The 16,451-nt window shown below is 57.1% G+C and carries 17 protein-coding genes and 1 pseudogene; 4 read left to right on the top strand and 14 right to left on the bottom strand.

The window, feature by feature from the left end; translation table 11 throughout:
* Nucleotides 1–28: 28 nt before the first annotated feature.
* From GN234_RS18015 to GN234_RS18005, 3 genes are all read right to left on the bottom strand, one after another.
* A complete protein-coding gene (locus tag GN234_RS18015; RefSeq protein ID WP_176688854.1) occupies nucleotides 29–724 on the bottom strand; it encodes a DUF1963 domain-containing protein in 696 nt (231 codons plus the stop codon).
* A gap of 141 nt (nucleotides 725–865) precedes the next feature.
* Complete coding sequence (locus GN234_RS18010; protein ID WP_176688853.1) at nucleotides 866–1,429, bottom strand: NADAR family protein; 564 nt, start codon at nucleotides 1,427–1,429, stop codon at nucleotides 866–868.
* Nucleotides 1,430–1,593: 164 nt separating this feature from the next.
* The gene (locus tag GN234_RS18005) at nucleotides 1,594–1,956 is read right to left on the bottom strand and encodes a DUF6124 family protein (protein ID WP_176688852.1); all 363 of its coding nucleotides are present in this window, start codon (nucleotides 1,954–1,956) and stop codon (nucleotides 1,594–1,596) included.
* 687 nt (nucleotides 1,957–2,643) lie between these two features.
* On the opposite strand from GN234_RS18005, the gene GN234_RS18000 reads away from it, so the two are divergent.
* From GN234_RS18000 to GN234_RS17990, 3 genes and pseudogenes are all read left to right on the top strand, one after another.
* The gene (locus GN234_RS18000) at nucleotides 2,644–4,836 is read left to right on the top strand and encodes a TonB-dependent receptor (RefSeq protein ID WP_176688851.1); all 2,193 of its coding nucleotides are present in this window, start codon (nucleotides 2,644–2,646) and stop codon (nucleotides 4,834–4,836) included.
* 195 nt (nucleotides 4,837–5,031) lie between these two features.
* Entirely contained in the window at nucleotides 5,032–5,676 is a 645-nt protein-coding gene (locus GN234_RS17995; RefSeq protein ID WP_233459554.1) for a DUF2459 domain-containing protein, read from the top strand.
* Nucleotides 5,677–5,739: 63 nt separating this feature from the next.
* A pseudogene (locus tag GN234_RS17990) lies at nucleotides 5,740–5,907 on the top strand (IS4 family transposase); the annotation flags it as partial.
* A gap of 63 nt (nucleotides 5,908–5,970) precedes the next feature.
* On the opposite strand, the gene GN234_RS17985 reads toward GN234_RS17990, so the two are convergent.
* From GN234_RS17985 to GN234_RS17950, 8 genes are all read right to left on the bottom strand, one after another.
* Nucleotides 5,971–6,672 (bottom strand): HNH endonuclease, encoded by a 702-nt coding sequence (locus tag GN234_RS17985; RefSeq protein ID WP_176688849.1) that lies wholly within the window; start codon nucleotides 6,670–6,672, stop codon nucleotides 5,971–5,973.
* Nucleotides 6,665–7,759, bottom strand: a complete 1,095-nt coding sequence (locus GN234_RS17980; RefSeq protein WP_176688848.1) for an AAA family ATPase — start codon at nucleotides 7,757–7,759, stop codon at nucleotides 6,665–6,667. Before GN234_RS17980 ends, GN234_RS17985 begins: the two co-directional genes overlap by 8 nt.
* A 324-nt stretch (nucleotides 7,760–8,083) precedes the next feature.
* Nucleotides 8,084–8,446, bottom strand: coding sequence for a DUF6124 family protein (locus tag GN234_RS17975; protein ID WP_176688847.1), 363 nt, complete (start codon nucleotides 8,444–8,446; stop codon nucleotides 8,084–8,086).
* 585 nt (nucleotides 8,447–9,031) lie between these two features.
* Nucleotides 9,032–9,667 carry an SCO family protein gene (locus GN234_RS17970; protein ID WP_109752904.1) on the bottom strand — a complete coding sequence of 212 codons (636 nt, stop codon included), beginning with the start codon at nucleotides 9,665–9,667 and terminating at the stop codon, nucleotides 9,032–9,034.
* Nucleotides 9,664–10,563: a heme o synthase gene (cyoE, locus tag GN234_RS17965; protein ID WP_163855933.1), complete on the bottom strand. Its 900-nt coding sequence runs from the start codon at nucleotides 10,561–10,563 to the stop codon at nucleotides 9,664–9,666. Before cyoE ends, GN234_RS17970 begins: the two co-directional genes overlap by 4 nt.
* Complete coding sequence (locus tag GN234_RS17960; protein WP_109752906.1) at nucleotides 10,551–11,630, bottom strand: COX15/CtaA family protein; 1,080 nt, start codon at nucleotides 11,628–11,630, stop codon at nucleotides 10,551–10,553. The genes cyoE and GN234_RS17960 overlap by 13 nt, the downstream gene beginning before the upstream one ends.
* Nucleotides 11,631–11,640: 10 nt before the next feature.
* Nucleotides 11,641–12,225: a hypothetical protein gene (locus GN234_RS17955; protein ID WP_163855931.1), complete on the bottom strand. Its 585-nt coding sequence runs from the start codon at nucleotides 12,223–12,225 to the stop codon at nucleotides 11,641–11,643.
* The gene (locus GN234_RS17950; protein WP_176688846.1) at nucleotides 12,191–12,928 is read right to left on the bottom strand and encodes an SURF1 family protein; all 738 of its coding nucleotides are present in this window, start codon (nucleotides 12,926–12,928) and stop codon (nucleotides 12,191–12,193) included. Before GN234_RS17950 ends, GN234_RS17955 begins: the two co-directional genes overlap by 35 nt.
* Nucleotides 12,929–12,998: 70 nt before the next feature.
* Here GN234_RS17950 and GN234_RS17945 point away from each other — a divergent pair, with 70 nt between their 5' ends.
* Nucleotides 12,999–13,202: a twin transmembrane helix small protein gene (locus GN234_RS17945; protein WP_109752909.1), complete on the top strand. Its 204-nt coding sequence runs from the start codon at nucleotides 12,999–13,001 to the stop codon at nucleotides 13,200–13,202.
* 7 nt (nucleotides 13,203–13,209) lie between these two features.
* Here GN234_RS17945 and GN234_RS17940 read toward each other — a convergent pair whose 3' ends face one another.
* The 3 genes from GN234_RS17940 to ctaD form a co-directional block, all read right to left on the bottom strand.
* Complete coding sequence (locus GN234_RS17940; RefSeq protein WP_176688845.1) at nucleotides 13,210–14,097, bottom strand: cytochrome c oxidase subunit 3; 888 nt, start codon at nucleotides 14,095–14,097, stop codon at nucleotides 13,210–13,212.
* A gap of 24 nt (nucleotides 14,098–14,121) precedes the next feature.
* Nucleotides 14,122–14,673: a cytochrome c oxidase assembly protein gene (locus tag GN234_RS17935; RefSeq protein WP_109752911.1), complete on the bottom strand. Its 552-nt coding sequence runs from the start codon at nucleotides 14,671–14,673 to the stop codon at nucleotides 14,122–14,124.
* Nucleotides 14,674–14,811: 138 nt separating this feature from the next.
* A complete protein-coding gene (gene ctaD / locus GN234_RS17930; RefSeq protein WP_176688844.1) occupies nucleotides 14,812–16,404 on the bottom strand; it encodes a cytochrome c oxidase subunit I in 1,593 nt (530 codons plus the stop codon).
* Between the last annotated feature and the right edge of the window lie 47 nt (nucleotides 16,405–16,451).

The following is a 16,451-nucleotide window of genomic DNA, read 5'->3' as shown; positions in this document are numbered from 1 at the left end:
TCCTGAAAATAAACCTGTTCCCCGACTCCTAGTAAAAGTCGTAATAAAGCGCCCACTCCCCAGTTTCATTGTGCTTCCAGAACATCAGGCTCCCACTGTCGACCACGTTCAGATTGATCTTCGAGTCCGATGAAATCTGGAACACAAACTCGAAGCCTTCACCCGGATCAACACCCGACTGGCAGAACGAAGGGTAACCACCGATCTTGTGTTCGTAGGTGTGGGTGACCAAGTCGTAATAGCTTTGGATCTTGCCCGCGCGTTCCAGCGTGAGGATTGCTTGCTCAAGGTCCTCCGGGACACCACCGCCATCCCACAATGGAAAGTCCTCCGGCACCGCTTGCGCTGTCAGTGGGAAGGGTTTGAGGAACGTACCTGCCACCGACAGAGACTTGCGCACCAACACATCATCCGGCCCGTACTCGCGGATAACCCAATTATCCCCCATCGGCTCAAAGTGCTCGGGGAACGGGTTTGAAATGAACACCGTCAGCACACGAACCCCTGCTAGCAGAGGGCTATTGATAGGCAGGGCGGGCAGGTAAAACTGCGCATAGGGGAGCAACTGTTGCCCCGCCTGATTAGTGGGCACCTCTTCATCCGGTCGGAACAGGAATACATTGCCCAGCCAGCTTTCTTCATCGGTGCCGGCAGGACGAAAGCCGCCGGCAATGAGCTTCACGGCGGGGCGGGCCAGGCGTTGCTTGATTTCCCGGATATCCATGGCGATGTAAACCTCCTTTTTACTACAGGATTAATACTGAAAAGGGGGCAGATTTATTTGCTGGAAAATAAATCTGTCCCCTCTGTGCGCTCTCTGTGTTCGCCAAGGTTTTTTGCGTTTTTCGTGAGTAAGGTCAGGGCACTACCTTGGGGCTGGCGTACTAGTCCCGTCCCGCACCTGCATCAATGCAAATCCCAGCAGATTCAAGCCTTTCCACAGATTCGGATTGTTCGCATCTGCGTTGTCCTGTGCGAGCCCTATACCCCAGATGTTATCAACCGGGCTGGCTTCGACAATAACGCGCGAACCGGTTTGTAGAAGATATTCGTTCAACTGTGGATTCTGAGAGAACTTGGCCTGGTTCGCTCGAACGACAATGTCGTATCGGTGTTGCAGCCAAACCTTATCATTGAATCCGCGCACGTTGCGGCCAAGTGCTTTGGCGGCATTAGGAGTAGGGGCTTGGAGCACCTGCGCACGAATTTCCTGATCGTCGAACAAGGCCGCTTTCTCGGCCATCATGAAGTGTTCGGCCGTCGGGTAATGTTGCCCCTCGACAATGAAGCCAGCCTCGAACCATTGGCTGAAGCACGACGCCGTGACGACAGTTTTGCTGCGCTGGTGCCCCCAGAAAAACGTAAAGCTCAGATGTTCTCCAGAGTTGAAACGTGCGCACAGTTCTTTCAGATGTTCAGAGTCGTTCAATGAGATTTCCTCGTTAACTGAAGATCGAAGTTACAGCTACTGTGCTGACCAAGACAACCACGAAGCTTGGTAGGTCGAACGTCCACAGATTGATGCATACGCGCAACTCTTCGTAAACAAAACCCGACGCAAAACGTCGGGTTTTTTCGTTGAGGAATTAAATCCTATTGCCGCGGCTCCACGTTATCCAATACCCGGTTCGCCAGCAACGAACTCAGCTCAATCAACTGCTGAATCCCCTGCGCCACATGACGCCTCGATCCATCCAGATCAAACGCCAGATCACTCACCATGGCATCAGCCGAAGCCAGGGTTTCGCTGAGGTTGGCGAGCAGGCATTCGTTATCGAGGCCTTTCACGACGGTGAATAGCTGTCCCGGCTTAGGGTCGTCTTGGGATTTATCCGATTTCGGTAGCAAGTAGTGATCAAGCACGCGTTTGGTGGTTTCGTCTTGCTGCTTGGCTTTCGATTTTGCGGATGTAGAAGTGGAATCTGCCTCTGGCGGATTCGGGGTCGTTTTGAACATTGACGTAATCTCTCAATTAGGCCGCAACCCTCTCGCTACTAAACGAAAGGGTGGCGACTGTGCGCAAGTTAGTAGACCGGTGATTACGTCAAACCCGGCGCACCCGAAGGTGCCATGCGCACAGCCACCATCGAGAACAGGCAATGCCTGACCGATGAGACTTGTACACCGAGACGTAAACCGGGCTACTAAACCCGACCACTGATGGGCAGTGGCAGGAAGACAATAGAACCCCGGGACAAGGCGCACAAGCGGGCGGATTCTGGCGTAGTTGTAGGCAAAGGCGCAAGGATGCGTAGCTTGATAGAGGGGTGTAGGTGGGGGCTGTAGGAGGGAGGGTTTTTGGTGATGTGGGTGGGGTGTTCGGCTCTGGAGCTGGGGCGATTTCATCGCGAGCAGGCTCGCTCCCACAGGGCTCGGTGTTCGGCTCGACACAAGTCCCCTGTGGCGAGGGAGCTTGCTCCCGCTGGCATGCGCAGCAGGCCCCTGCATTTCTTCAGGCAAACCGCATCGTCCGGTTTTGCGTCTGCTGCGCAGCCGAGCGGGAGCAAGCTCCCTCGCCACGGGGGCTGACTAAACCGCTTTCCAAATCTTTTATGGCAGCGTGCCATTCGTTATAGATAATCTATCTGCGAATCATTAGCATTACCTGCATTGGTTTCCCGTTTCCCCGCAGGTACTCACTCCATGCTATTTCCATCTCGCCTTACGTTGCTGGCTGCGTGCTGCTCAGTCAGTTTTCTTGCCCAGGCGGCAGAACCTATTGAATTGGGAGCGACCGACGTTACTGCCAGTGCGATCAAACCCAACTCCAACACGCTACCAACGCCCTATGCGGGAGGTCAGGTTGCGAGGGGAGGCCAGATGGGGGTGTTGGGCAATCAGGACAACATGGATGTCCCGTTCGTGATGACGAGTTACACCTCGCAGTTGATTGAAGATCAACAAGCTGAAGACGTGGGTGATGTGCTTCTCAATGATCCGTCGGTGCGTCAATCCTATGGGTTTGGTAACCAATCCCAAGTGTTTGTGATTCGAGGCTTGCCGCTTAACAGTGACGACATTTCCTACAATGGACTGTATGGCGTCTTACCGCGTCAGATTCTGTCGACGGATGCTATCGAGCGTGTCGAGGTGTTCAAAGGCCCCAACGCGTTTATCAATGGTGTCAGTCCGACGGGCTCGGGTCTTGGGGGCGGCGTCAACTTGCAGCCCAAACGCGCAGAGGATGTGCCGACGCGTCGTTATACCCAGGACATCAGCACCGATGGCCGCATTGGCGAGCATTTGGATATCGGGCAGCGATTTGGCGAGGATAACCGCTTTGGCGCCAGGTTGAATCTGAGCCAGCGGGAAGGTGAAACAGCGATCGACAACCAGGATCAGCGCACGAAGTTGTTCGTCGCGGGTTTGGACTATCAAGGTGACAACTTCCGCGTTTCCACCGATTTCGGGTATCAGAAACAGCGTATCAATGGACTGCGTAATTCGGTGAATATCGGCACCGCCACCCGCATTCCAACTGCTCCGCACGCCAGCCACAATTACGGACAGGACTGGACTTACTCCGAAACGGAAGACACTTTCGGCATGGTTCGTGGCGATTGGGATCTGAACGAAAACTGGACCGCCTACCTGGCTGGTGGGGCAAAGCACACCCGAGAAACCGGGGTATACGCCACGCCGACACTGGTCGGCAATAACGGCGTAGCGACGATCGGTGGCTCGGAAATTCCTCACAATGAAGACAACACATCGTTCAGTGGCGGGTTGAACGGGCGCTTTAACACGGGCCCTGTTTCCCACCAGGTTGCGATCGGGGGCTCGACGATCTGGACCGAGCAGGAAAACGCCTACACGTTCTATCGTTCCGTTACCGGGAACAGCAATATCTACGACACCCCCAAGCTGCCTAAGCCGACGGCGGTGTCCAGCACGGGCGGTGAAATGGGGGATCCCGGGGTGACCGGCAAAACCCGCAACCGTAGTTTGGCGATTTCCGACACGCTGGGCTTGTTCGATGACAAGTTGCTGGTCACTTATGGTGTCCGTCGTCAGCAGTTGCGTGTCGAAAACTATAAGTACGATGGCACTACTTCAAATGGTGTAGCCAATCCAGCAAACGATGGCAGTCGTAGCGCGCTCTACGATGAAGCCATTACCACGCCTGTTTATGGCATCGTCTACAAGCCTGTGGAGAGCGTGTCGCTCTATGCCAACAGAATCGAAGGCCTTGCAAAAGGGCCTGTGGCGTCCGGTACCGGCATCACGAACCTGGGCCAAGCCTTCCCCCCTGGCCGCACCAAACAGTTGGAAGCCGGCATCAAGCTGGACCTGCAAACCTTCGGTGCCAACCTGGGTATTTTCCGCATCGAGAAACCTTCCGACGGTTACGTCGACAACGCGCAGAGCCTCTATGTGCGTGATGGCGAGCAGGTCAACAAAGGGCTGGAGCTCAGCGTTTTCGGCGAACCCATCGAAGGCCTCCGGTTGATGGCCGGCGGTACCCGCATGACGTCTGAGCTGAAAAAAACCGCTGGCGGTCTCAACGATGGCAATCACGCCATTGGCGTGCCAACGTTTCAGCTCAATGCCGGCGTAGATTGGGATGTTCCGGGTATCGAAGGTGCCGCTCTCAGCGCCAGGATGTTGCGCACTGGCGGGCAGTACGCGGATCAGGCTAACAACCTGAGCTTGCCTACCTGGAACCGTTTCGACGCAGGCGCACGTTACAAGATGAAATTCGTGGAGAAAGACCTGACGTTGCGCGTCAACGTGGAGAACATTACCGATAAGAACTACTGGGCGTCGGCAAACGGCGGCTACCTCTCGCAGGGTGATCCGCGTTTGGTGAAGTTCTCGGGGACTATCGATTTCTGAGCAAAAAGGGGATTTGAAAGGGGAGAGCGTTGGCGAGTGCCCCAAGCTTTGAATGCTAGGCTTGGTCTCTGAGATATCTTGTGGCGTATGGCTGCTTTGGGTGTCTAAACGCCATGGTTGCTTCTGGCCGAGATATAGCGCCAACCCCCGCCGGGTTTTCCCACGTTTCGTTAGCGAGCCTCCAAGCCCTTGTGTATGCGCATTGTAGTGCTGGCCCTGGTCCTCATGCTGTTCGGCTGCGCCACCGCGTCGGACCCGCCGAGGAGTGAGGGTGGCGATTGGCGGTCCTTCTATGTAGTGAATCATGGCCTGCATACCGGGTTGGTCATTGCGCGCCCCGATCTGCTTCAGGTGCTTCCCGCATTGGCCGAAGCGTTCAGCGACGGCGACTTCGTTGAGTTCGGTTGGGGCGACGAGGATTTTTATCGAACCCCACAGGCCACCTTGAGCCTCGCCTTGCGAGCCTTGTTCGGGTCGACGGCAACCGTGCTGCATGCGGTCAAGATTGACGGGGACCCCAGGCAGCGTTTCGCCACAAGCGAGGTCATCGAAGTGCGGGTGACGGAGGACGGCTACCAACGACTGCTCGCGTTCGTGGCCGGGACCTTCACCCGCTCAGCGACGGGCACCTTGGTAGTGCTCGGGCCTGGCCTGTATGGAGAGAGCCGGTTCTACCAGGCCGAGGGTCGCTATTCGCTGTTTTATACCTGCAATACCTGGGTCGCAGAGGCGCTGGCCGCGAGCAGTTGCCCAATGTCGCCTACGGCGGTGATTACGGCGGGGAACGTCGTGTCGCAGTTACGCCGGGCGACAGCGGTCGGTGCATCCTGCGTTGACTGAAAAGGGGACAGAATCATTTGCTGGAAATAAATCTGTCCCCTTTTTCGCTTTTTCGCTTTTTCGTCAAATTTATTGACGCTGATCGCTCAAAGGCGCGTTGGAAACCGACCCGGTCGTATCGAGCCGCGAGCCATAAAACGAAGACCTCAAGCCTACCCCTTGCTGACCAAATCACGTCAGTCAGCAAGGGCAGATGTCAGGAAAAATGGGCACGCTAAACATGTTAAGTAAGGGCCATTCGGGACAGATTTATTTGCTATTTGTTGGAAATAAACCTGTCTCTCTTTTTTCCATTTAAATGTTTGCGGCAAGCCGTTTGAGAGTTGAGGCGGCGCTTTCGTAGCCCGGTTTTCCATCTAGATGTTCGCCGAGCTTTTTAACTGCTTCTGCGACGGTAGGATTTGCCTGCTCTTTGATATTGAATAGGGAAACTTGTTTCAAGTGTTCAGAGCATAATCTCTCGCCAAGGCTTGATCTGAAACGAAAAACCCGCACGTAAATGTGATTGGTCTGAAGCTTTAGAAAGTCAACATGTTCATCGTAAGTATGGAAGATTGGATGAAGGCAATCGAACAAATTGGCTTTGTAATTACCAGAAAGATTTTTGACACGATAAAAATCATTGTCGCTCTTCAAGGCATTGCACGTGACGCATGCGAGAGCTAGGTTGTTATAATCAAAAGCAAACATCGGATAATGCTTGATTGGTAAGATGTGTTCAATATTAGAGTTTTTTCCGTGGAAGATCCTATCGCGACAATAACAGCACAGAGATTTCTGTCGTTCAAGCAAGTGTTTGCTAAGTTTTTTATGTATGTACTTGCCTCTGGCCTCTTCGTAAAACTTGCTCCAGATACCTTTCCGCGGAGGAAACTGATTATGTGCGGCCGACCTGTATTCCAAAATACAGCTTAGTGCTTCACGGTGATATTTTATTGACCTGCTGTACAAGCTTTTTACGAAGCTGGCACGACTACTGCTTACAGGTTTAAGCATGGTTACCGTTCCTGTTCAATATTTCTAGCACTGCTCCTTCAAACTCTTCCGCTGCTCCTGTTACACCCAGACTGTCAGCGTCAGAGGTAGAAAGGTCTTGGATTCGCTTTTTTAGCTCGCCAAGCTCAGCCTTTATACTGCTTTTTGTATACGCACTATCATTAACATGATCAATAGCCATGCTTAGAATTCTGGCGAACTCTTCAAACAACGCTTTGTTCTTTGGCGTGTAAGTATGGAACTCCTTGAGCATCAGCATTTCAACATTGATATCTTCCCTCGTTATCACCCTCAAGCCGCTACCTTGCTCCATATTAAAACAATTAGCCCCCACGGCCATTGCGCTTGATATCAGCACCGGAGAGTGTGTGGCAACTATCATTCGGCAATTATTAATACTGGAAATAATACGATGTACAAGGCTCGGCCAAGCTAACTGCCACTCCAAGTGCAGACTGATTTCGGGTTCGTCTACAAAAAAAATAACGCCTTCCCTTAAGTTTGAAATAATTTTTAGTGCTGTCGATATGATATTTTGCTCGCCAGAGCTGAGATCAATAAAATTTATTTGCTCATCACGTTTACTGATCGATAATGAAAAAGGTTTGACAGGATTCGCCAGAACTTTTGAGTGCTGCTCAACGAAGGTGTCGTCAAGGACTGAACGATTAAAGCCTGCGTCTTCTGCGCGTATCTTCTTGGTGGTACGGGGTGTTACATAAACAATTGGATCAAAACCAAGCCTAATCAAAAAATCAGATAATATGGAAGAAGTTCCCCTCTTTAAGCTCTCCACATAATGCAACACTGCATTCGCAGAAAGAGTAGTTATATGGCTTGCGTTTCCAACAGTACGATTACCTAAATAGGTATAGCTCCCTTGTTTTTCTTTTCTAACTGTCCTGCCAAATCGAAATTTATCAGTCAGGCCTGATGCAATGACCACAACATCCTGTCGAAAGGAGATTTTCTTGGCATTATGCTCAAGCATGCGGCTCTTCCCTACGCCGTTGTTACCGATCAGGTATGTGAATTTCGCACTCAAATCGAGAGTAGGAAATACTGGAATTGAAATCGTAATTTCCATAGAAGCGTGCTTCCTTGCTAAATTTTGATAATGGCATTATGCCTTAGTCGTAAGAACCCATAAAGCACCAGATGGACGTGTATTTCAAGAACATGCGCTACGAATTCGGCCTAAAAATATCGTCTGATGCACCGTTGCGATCAATGTGAAGGTAAGGCACCAACATAAGGCATACACGTGTCTGCTTATCGTCGTTTGTAACTGTCGCTGGAAAGGAGGGGGTCATTGGCTAAAGATTTAAGGAAAGCAGAAATTGCTCCCCCGTGTTTGCGGGTGAAGAAAAAACCCGGCACAGGCGTTGGGTTTTTCTTTGAATATTATTGACTACCGTCTCGGCTCCACGTTATCCAACACCCGATTCGCCAGCAACGAACTCAGCTCAATCAACTGCTGAATACCAAGCGCAATATGACGCCGCGATCCATCCAACTCAAACGCCAAGTCATTAACCATCGCATCAGCCGAAGCCAGGGTTTCACTGAGATTAGCGAGCAAGCATTCGTTATCGAGGCCTTTCACGATGGTGAATACCTGCCCAGGTTTGGGGTCGTCTTGAGATTGGTCCGGTTTCGGTAGCAAGTAGTGATCGAGCACGCGTTTGGTGGTTTCGTCTTGCTGCTTGGCTTTCGATTTTGCGGATGTAGAGGTGGAATCTGCCTCTGGCGGATTCGGGGTTATTTTGAACATAAGCTTCGGTTCCTGATGTGGTGCCGACACCCCGAAGCTACTAAACAATGGGGTGGCAGCTGTACGCAGGTTAGTAGACCGGGGAACCGAAGAAGCCGGCGCGCCTAAGCGCCCTGCGTACAGCCACCATCAAGCACAGGGGAGGGCCCTGTTTGAGAAGCGCTTGTACAACTTCGATTACCTCGGGCTACTAAACCCGACCACTGATGGGCAGTGGCAGGAAGACAATAGAACCCAGGGAAAAGGCGCACAAGCTGGCGGATTCTGGCGTAGTTTTAGGCAAAGGCGCAAGGATGCGTGGCTTGGTGGAGGTGTGTAGGTGGGGGCTGTAGGAGCGGGGTTTGCCGGCGATGCGGGTGACTTGTTTTGGTCTGGAACCGCGTCGATTTCATCGCGAACAAGCTCGCTCCCATAGTGGGCGGGGCTGTTGCAAATACTGTGTTCGGCCACCATCCAGTGTGGGAGCGGGCTTGCTCGCGAAGAGGCCTGTATGTTCAACATTGATGCAAGCTGACCCGCCGCTTTCGCGAGCAAGCCCGCTCCCACAGGAGAATGGCGGTGGGAGCAAGCGTTCTCGTCGTGGCGTTATTTACGCTTGAGCATCTCCGGCAATTGCGCCACCAACTTCTGATTATTCAGCGGCGCCCGAATAAACCCACGTTGGGTACCGTCCGGGCCAATCACGGCGAGGTTGCCGCTATGGTCGACGGTGTAGTTGGGTTTGCTGGTGTCCGCCGGGATGAACGGAATGCTCACCGCATTCGCCAGTTTCTGCAGGTCTTCAACCGATGAAGCGGTCAGGCCTTTGAACTGCGGATCGAAGTAACCCAGGTACTGCTTGAGTTGCTTGGGCGTGTCGCGGTTGGGGTCGACGCTCACCAATACGATCTGCAACTTATCCACAGCCTCGGGCGGCAGTTCGCTTTTGATCTGGCGCAGTTGGGCGAGGGTGGTCGGGCAGATGTCCGGGCAGAAGGTGTAGCCGAAGAACAGCAGGCTCCATTTGTCTTTCAAGCCGTCCATCGCCACGGGCTGGCCGTCCTGGTCGGTCATTTTCACGTCCGGCAGGTTGCGGCTCTGGGGCAGCAGGATGATGCCGGCATCGATCAGCGCGGTCGGGTCGCCCTGGCCTTTGCCGGACAGCACTTTATTGATGGTCAGGCCGAGGATCAACGCGATCACGGCCACGAGAATGAAGACGGTTTTCTGGGTTCGAGTCATAGGCTCAACAGTAAGTAGTGATCTACAAGCAGGGCGATGAACAGCAGGAACAAGTAATAAATAGAGTACTTGAAGGTGTTGATCGCCGCGTGCGGCCGACTGCCACGGTACAACACCACGGCCCATTGCAGGAACCTGGCACCCAGTACCAGCGCGCAAATCAGGTACAGCATCCCGCTCATATGGATCACGAACGGCATCAGGCTCACTGCCAGCAGCACCAGGGTGTATAGCAGGATATGGATCTTGGTGTAGTGCTCGCCGTGGGTCACCGGCAGCATCGGGATATCCGCCTTGGCGTATTCCTCCTTGCGGTGAATCGCCAGGGCCCAGAAGTGCGGCGGGGTCCAGGCGAAGATGATCAGCACCAGCAACAGTGGTTCGGCGCTGACATGCCCGGTGGCCGCAACCCAGCCCAGCAGCGGCGGCGCCGCACCGGCGAGGCCGCCGATGACGATGTTCTGCGGTGTCGCCCGTTTCAGGAACCCGGTGTAGACCACCGCATAACCGAGCAAGGAGGCCAGGGTCAGCCAGGCTGTCAGCGGGTTGGTGAACGCCAGCAGCAGGGCCTGGCCGGCCACGGCCAGTGCCAAGGCGAAGGTCAGCGCGGCGGCCGGTGAGATCCGTCCTTCGGCCAGCGGCCGTTTGTGGGTGCGGGCCATGACCGCGTCGATGCGCCGGTCCACCACATGGTTGACCGCCGCCGCGCCGCCGGCACACAGGGCGATGCCCAGGTTGCCGAACACCAGCACCGTCCACGGCACGCCAGCGCGGGTGGCGAGGAACATGCCGACCAGCGAGGTGATCAGCATCAGCACCACCACTTTGGGCTTGGTCAGCTCCAGGTAATCGCGCCAGATCGCTTGGCTGTGGCGTTCACCGGTCAAGGTTGCCATGGCATCTCTCCTTTTATTGTTATGGGGCTGGGGCTGTGTTTATGCGGATTGAACCGCCAGCGCAGCGGGACTTGATGCTTGACCCGGACCAGGCTGGTGCGGGCGTGATAGTTGACCAGCACCAGGGTCAGCAGCAGCGCGGCGCCCCCGGCGTTGTGGGCGACGGCCACCGGCAACGGCAGATGGAACAGCACGTTGCTGATGCCCAGTGTGATCTGCGCCGCCAGTGCCGCCAGCACCAGGCCGGCTAGGCGGGTCATGCCGACGGTCTTCAATTGCCAGGCCAGCCCCAGCAGCACCACGGTCACCAGCAACGCGCCGATGCGGTGGGTCAGGTGGATGGCGGTGCGGGCGTCGCTGTCCAGTTGCCCGCCCAGGTAGTTGGGACCGATGTGCTGGGTCAGGTGGAAGCCGTTGGCGAAATCGGCCGGTGGCAGCCATTGGCCGTGGCAGGTGGGGAAATCGATGCAGGCCACGGCGGCGTAGTTGGAGCTGACCCAGCCGCCGAGGGCGATCTGGCCTATCACCAGCAGCAGCCCGGCCGTCGCCCAATGTTGCAGGCGCTTGGGCACGGTCAGCGCCGGCAATACGCCGGACAAGCGCAAGGTGAGTAGAAACAGCAGGCTCAACGTCGCGAACCCGCCCAACAGATGCCCGGTGACCACTTGCGGCCACAGCTTGAGGGTCACGGTCCACATGCCGAACGCCGCTTGCGCAAAGACCACGGCGAGCAGGAACAGTGGCAACTTCAATGGCAGGCCCGGGTGACGGCGGTTCATCCAGGCCCGGGCAGCCAGCACGGTAATCAACAGCCCCAAGGTCCCGGCAAAGTAGCGATGGACCATCTCGTTCCAGCCTTTGTGGGCTTCCACCGGGGCGTCGGGAAAATGCAGTTCGGCATGGGCCAGTTGGGCTTCGCTCTTGGGCACGCTGATAAAACCGTAGCAACCGGGCCAGTCCGGGCAACCGAGGCCGGCGTGGGTCAGCCGGGTGTAGGCGCCCAGCAGGACGACGATCAGTGCCAGCAGCGTGGCGAACAGCGCGAGGCGAAATCCAGGTTTGGCCATGTCGATGTCCTCATCCGATGTTCGACAGTTTCAGCAAATGGCGCAGGTCGTTGAGCAAGTCCTTGCCCTTGACCCGGGCGTCGTAGCGCAGCACCAGGTTGCTGTGGGGATCGATGATCCACAGTTGGGCGCCGCCGGAGCCTTGGGCGCCCTTTTGATAGGCCGGCAGGTCCAGTGGGTAACGTTGCAGTTGTGGGTATTCGCGCTGCAGTTGCGCGTCATAGTCCGCGTCCAGCGGTTGCGCCACCGCCAGGGCATGGCTGGCGCGGCCGGCTTCGCGGCCCAGGCCGATCTGGACCTGGCGGGCCAGGTACACCAGTTGCCGGCAATCCACCGAACATTCCTGCGGTGCGGTGACCAGGATCTGCCAGCGCTGCTCATCGGCCTGTACGCCGATCTCGGCTCGGGTCTGGCCGTTGCCGATCAGTTCGCCGTGGTAGCTGCGGCTTTCCGGCACCCAGAACTGGAATTTGTACATGCCGGTGGCGAGGATCATCGGGCCAATCACCCCGAGCACGATCAGCAACAATTGCACGCGGCCCTTGCGACGGTTGGGCGCCTCAGACGTGTTGGTTGGATTCATGGTGCTTCCCATGGTGTCTCCCTGCGTTGTGCCATCCGAGATAAAGGAACAGGCCGAACAGTGCCGTCGCCATGGCGAACCACTGCACGGCGTAGCCGAGGTGTTTTTCCGGACCCATGGCCACTACGGGCCAATCGGTCCGGTAGGCGCCGGGGCCGCTCTGTTGGCGTAATTCATAGTTGAAGCCGTTGCGGTCCAGTTCGGCCCAGAGCTTGTCCGGCTCGATGGCGGTGACCAGTCGTGGCCAGGGCGCGCCCGCCGGGTCGGCGTGGAGCTGGAATGTCGCGCCGGGTGCGACGTAGACCCAGGCTTGTAGGCTTATTGGTTGTTCCGGTGTGTTGAAGACCGGCGGGGTGCGGCGGTCAGGCCAGGGCAGCCAGCCGCGATTGACCAGCAGCCACAGCCCGGTCCGGTGGTCGAGGAACGGTTGCAGCAACTCGACGCCGACCTTGCCGTCGTGCTGGCGGTTATCCAGCAGGATGCTGTGCTCGCTGTCGAACTGGCCCTGCAGCGTGACCGGGCGAAAGGCCGGATCGCTGGTGTGCGCAAGCTCGGTGCTGTCCAGCGGCGGGGCCACGCGGCGCTCGGCATAATTTTCCATGAGCACACGCTTCTGTTCGCCCCGGCTCAATTGCCAGAACCCCAGGCACACCATCACGGGCACCAGAATGGCGACCACCAGCGATGGCACGATGCCCGGCCGGAAGTGTTTCATGGCGCCGTCCGAAAGCCGTCGAACGGGATAGCTATACTCACGTGCATCGCGTCCCCCCGGAGTGTTCCTGATGCTAAAAGCAGCCATCGTCCTGATGCTGATTGCCACGATTGCCAGCCTGTTCAGCGGCCTGTTTTTTCTGGTCAAGGACGACAGCGATTCCAATCGCCTGGTCATCGCCCTGGCGGTGCGGGTCAGCCTGGCCGCTGTCACCGTCGGCTTGATCGCCTGGGGTTTTTTCAGCGGCCAGTTGGTGTCTCACGCACCCTGGTAGTCGTGCCTCAGAGCACGTAGACGAAGACGAACAAGCCGATCCACACCACATCGACGAAGTGCCAGTACCAGCTCGCCGCCTCGAAGCCGAACTGGTGCTCGTTGTCGAAGTGCCCGCGCATGATCCGCATCAGCATGACGAACAGGATGATCGTGCCGATGGTGACGTGGGCGCCGTGGAACCCGGTGAGCATGAAGAACGTTGCACCGTAGACGCCGGAGCCCAGGGTCAGGCCCAGTTCCTTGTAGGCGTGGATGTATTCCTCGGCCTGGAAGCCCAGGAAGGCGCAACCCAGCAGCACCGTGATCGCCAGCCAGAGCTTCAGTGCGCCGCGATGGCCTTTTTTCAGGGCGTGGTGGGCGATGGTGACGGTGACGCTGGAACTGACCAGCAGCACGGTGTTGAGCAGCGGCAAGCCCCACGGGCTGATGACTTCCTTGGGCGCCGGGAAGAGTTTCGGATCGGGGTTGTTCAGCAACGGCCAGGCGAACTCGAAGCTCGGCCAGAGCATGTGCGACAGGCCTTTGGTGCCTTCGCCCGCCAGGCCAGGCGCCGAGATGTTGCGCACATAGAACAGCGCGCCGAAGAACGCGATGAAGAACATCACCTCGGAAAAGATGAACCAGCTCATGCCCCAGCGGAACGAGCGGTCGAGTTGTGCGCTGTACAGCCCGGCGCGGCTTTCCTTGACCACCGCGCCGAACCAGCCGAACAGCATGTAGGCCACCAGCAGGCCGCCAATGAAAAAGATCAGCGGGCCATGGGATTCCGGGCGCGCCGCCTTCAGGTCGTTGAACCAGGTCGCCAGGCCATACACCGTGACGAACATCCCGACCGTGGCGATGATCGGCCATTTGCTCTGGTCCGGGACGTAATAGTGTTCGTGAGTTGCCATTTATTGTTCTCCTTATCGGGCACGCTATCGGTCAGTGTTTAGAGCCACCGGTGGATGACGAGCGGTGATATCGAACAGCGTGTAGGACAGCGTCAGGTGCTTCACTTCCTTGGGCATGTCCCGGTCGACGATGAAGCGCATAGGCATTTCGATGCGTTCGCCGGGTTGCAGCACTTGCTGGGTAAAACAAAAACATTCGGTCTTGTGGAAATACGCCGCCGCGGTGCTCGGCGAGATGCTCGGCACTGCCTGGGCGCTCATCGGCCGGTCGGTGGGGTTGTGGGCGACGAAGACCATCTCGTTCACCGCACCCGGCTTGACCACCAGTTGGTCGCCCTTGGGGTAGAAATCCCAGACCATGTCCACCGCGTTGGTCGACAGGAACTGCACGCGGACCTGGCGTGACTCATCGACGGTCTGCTCACCTTCGTATTGCCCACCGGTCTTGCCGTTGATGCCGAACGCCTTGCACATCACGTCGTAGATCGGCACCAGGGCAAAGCCGAAGATGAACATGGCCACCACCACTATCAGCAGGCGAGTGACCAGTTTTTTCAGCGAAATCGACTCAGCCATGGTTTCCAGTCCCTACCGAGAACCCTGTGGGAGCGAGCCTGCTCGCGATAGCGGTGTATCTGACACACCGAGTCGCGCTTATCGCGAGCAGGCTCGCTCCCACAAAAGCTGCGGTGTTTCCCACAGAAGCGGCGGTGTTCATTTCACTTCCGGCGGCGTAGTGAAGGTGTGATACGGCGCCGGCGACGGCACGCTCCACTCCAACCCTTCGGCCCCATCCCACGGCTTGGCCGGTGCCGGTTCGCCGCCACGGATGGTCTTGATCACGATGAACAGGAAGAAGATCTGCGTGGTACCGAACATGAACGCGCCGATGGACGAGACCATGTTGAAGTCGGCGAACTGCAGGTTGTAGTCGGGAATCCGCCGGGGCATGCCCGCCAGGCCGACGAAGTGCATCGGGAAGAACGCCATGTTCATCCCGATGAACGAAAGCCAGAAGTGCAGCTTGCCGAGGGTTTCGTCGTACATGTGGCCGGTCCATTTCGGCAGCCAGTAGTAGGCCGAGGCGAAGATCCCGAAGATCGCGCCGGGCACCAGCACATAGTGGAAGTGCGCGACCACGAAGTAGGTGTCCTGGTACTGGAAGTCCGCCGGGGCGATTGCCAGCATCAGCCCGGAGAAACCGCCGATGGAGAACAGGATCACGAACGCCACGGCAAACAGCATCGGTGTCTCGAAGGTCAGCGAGCCCTGCCACATGGTGCTGGCCCAGTTGAACACCTTCACCCCGGTGGGCACGGCGATCAGCAGGGTGGCGTACATGAAGAACAGCTCGCCCACCAGCGGAATGCCGACCACGAACATGTGGTGCGCCCAGACGATGAACGACAGGAACGCAATGGCGGCCGTGGCGTAGACCATCGAGGTGTATCCGAACAGCGGCTTGCGCGAGAACGCCGGGATGATCGAGCTGACGGCACCGAAGGCCGGCAGGATCATGATGTACACCTCGGGGTGGCCGAAGAACCAGAACACGTGCTGGAACAGCACCGGGTCACCGCCACCGGCGGCACTGAAGAAGCTGGTGCCGAAGTGGATGTCCATCAGCATCATCGTCACGCAGCCGGCCAGCACCGGCATCACCGCGATCAGCAGGAACGCGGTGATCAGCCAGGTCCAGACGAACAGCGGCATTTTCATCAAGGTCATGCCGGGGGCGCGCAGGTTGAGGATGGTGGCGATCACGTTGATCGCGCCCATGATCGAGCTGATGCCCATCAGGTGGATGGCGAAGATGAAGAACGTCACGCTTTCCGGCGCATAGGTGGTGGACAGTGGCGCGTAGAAGGTCCAGCCGAAGTTCGGCCCGCCGCCTGGGGTGAACAGCGTCGAGACCAACATAAGGAATGCGGCTGGCAACAGCCAGAAACTGAAGTTGTTCATGCGCGGCAGGGCCATGTCCGGCGCGCCGATCATCAGCGGAATCATCCAGTTGGCGAGGCCGACGAACGCCGGCATCACCGCGCCGAAGACCATCACCAGGCCGTGCATGGTGGTCATCTGGTTGAAGAATTCCGGCTGCACGATCTGCAGGCCGGGCTGGAACAGCTCGGCGCGGATCACCATGGCGAACGAGCCGCCCAGCAGGAACATGGAGAAGGCGAACCACAGGTACAGCGTGCCGATATCCTTGTGGTTGGTGGTCAGCACCCAGCGCATCAGGCCCTTGGCGGGGCCATGGGCGTGGTCGGCGCCGGCATGACCGTGGTCATCGATCACAGCACTCATGTCCTGTCTCCTTCGAACGAGTGGGCTGGACGGCGCGGGGCGTTGAG

The sequence above is a fragment of the Pseudomonas bijieensis genome, assembly GCF_013347965.1.
Taxonomy (GTDB): domain Bacteria; phylum Pseudomonadota; class Gammaproteobacteria; order Pseudomonadales; family Pseudomonadaceae; genus Aquipseudomonas; species Aquipseudomonas bijieensis.
This window is presented reverse-complemented; position numbering and strand designations above follow the sequence as displayed.

Excerpts from the sequence above, each read along its gene's own strand:
- GN234_RS17975 (WP_176688847.1), bottom strand. The coding sequence starts at position 8,446 with ATGTTCAAAATAACCCCGAATCCGCCAGAGGCAGATTCCACCTCTACA.
- GN234_RS18005 (WP_176688852.1), bottom strand. The coding sequence starts at position 1,956 with ATGTTCAAAACGACCCCGAATCCGCCAGAGGCAGATTCCACTTCTACA.
- cyoE (WP_163855933.1), bottom strand. The coding sequence starts at position 10,563 with ATGGCAACCTTGACCGGTGAACGCCACAGCCAAGCGATCTGGCGCGAT.
- ctaD (WP_176688844.1), bottom strand. The coding sequence starts at position 16,404 with ATGAGTGCTGTGATCGATGACCACGGTCATGCCGGCGCCGACCACGCC.
- GN234_RS17995 (WP_233459554.1), top strand. The coding sequence starts at position 5,032 with ATGCGCATTGTAGTGCTGGCCCTGGTCCTCATGCTGTTCGGCTGCGCC.
- GN234_RS17935 (WP_109752911.1), bottom strand. The coding sequence starts at position 14,673 with ATGGCTGAGTCGATTTCGCTGAAAAAACTGGTCACTCGCCTGCTGATA.
- GN234_RS17940 (WP_176688845.1), bottom strand. The coding sequence starts at position 14,097 with ATGGCAACTCACGAACACTATTACGTCCCGGACCAGAGCAAATGGCCG.
- GN234_RS17955 (WP_163855931.1), bottom strand. The coding sequence starts at position 12,225 with ATGGGAAGCACCATGAATCCAACCAACACGTCTGAGGCGCCCAACCGT.
- GN234_RS18000 (WP_176688851.1), top strand. The coding sequence starts at position 2,644 with ATGCTATTTCCATCTCGCCTTACGTTGCTGGCTGCGTGCTGCTCAGTC.
- GN234_RS17950 (WP_176688846.1), bottom strand. The coding sequence starts at position 12,928 with ATGAAACACTTCCGGCCGGGCATCGTGCCATCGCTGGTGGTCGCCATT.
- GN234_RS17985 (WP_176688849.1), bottom strand. The coding sequence starts at position 6,672 with ATGCTTAAACCTGTAAGCAGTAGTCGTGCCAGCTTCGTAAAAAGCTTG.
- GN234_RS17960 (WP_109752906.1), bottom strand. The coding sequence starts at position 11,630 with ATGGCCAAACCTGGATTTCGCCTCGCGCTGTTCGCCACGCTGCTGGCA.
- GN234_RS17945 (WP_109752909.1), top strand. The coding sequence starts at position 12,999 with ATGCTAAAAGCAGCCATCGTCCTGATGCTGATTGCCACGATTGCCAGC.
- GN234_RS18015 (WP_176688854.1), bottom strand. The coding sequence starts at position 724 with ATGGATATCCGGGAAATCAAGCAACGCCTGGCCCGCCCCGCCGTGAAG.
- GN234_RS17970 (WP_109752904.1), bottom strand. The coding sequence starts at position 9,667 with ATGACTCGAACCCAGAAAACCGTCTTCATTCTCGTGGCCGTGATCGCG.
- GN234_RS17980 (WP_176688848.1), bottom strand. The coding sequence starts at position 7,759 with ATGGAAATTACGATTTCAATTCCAGTATTTCCTACTCTCGATTTGAGT.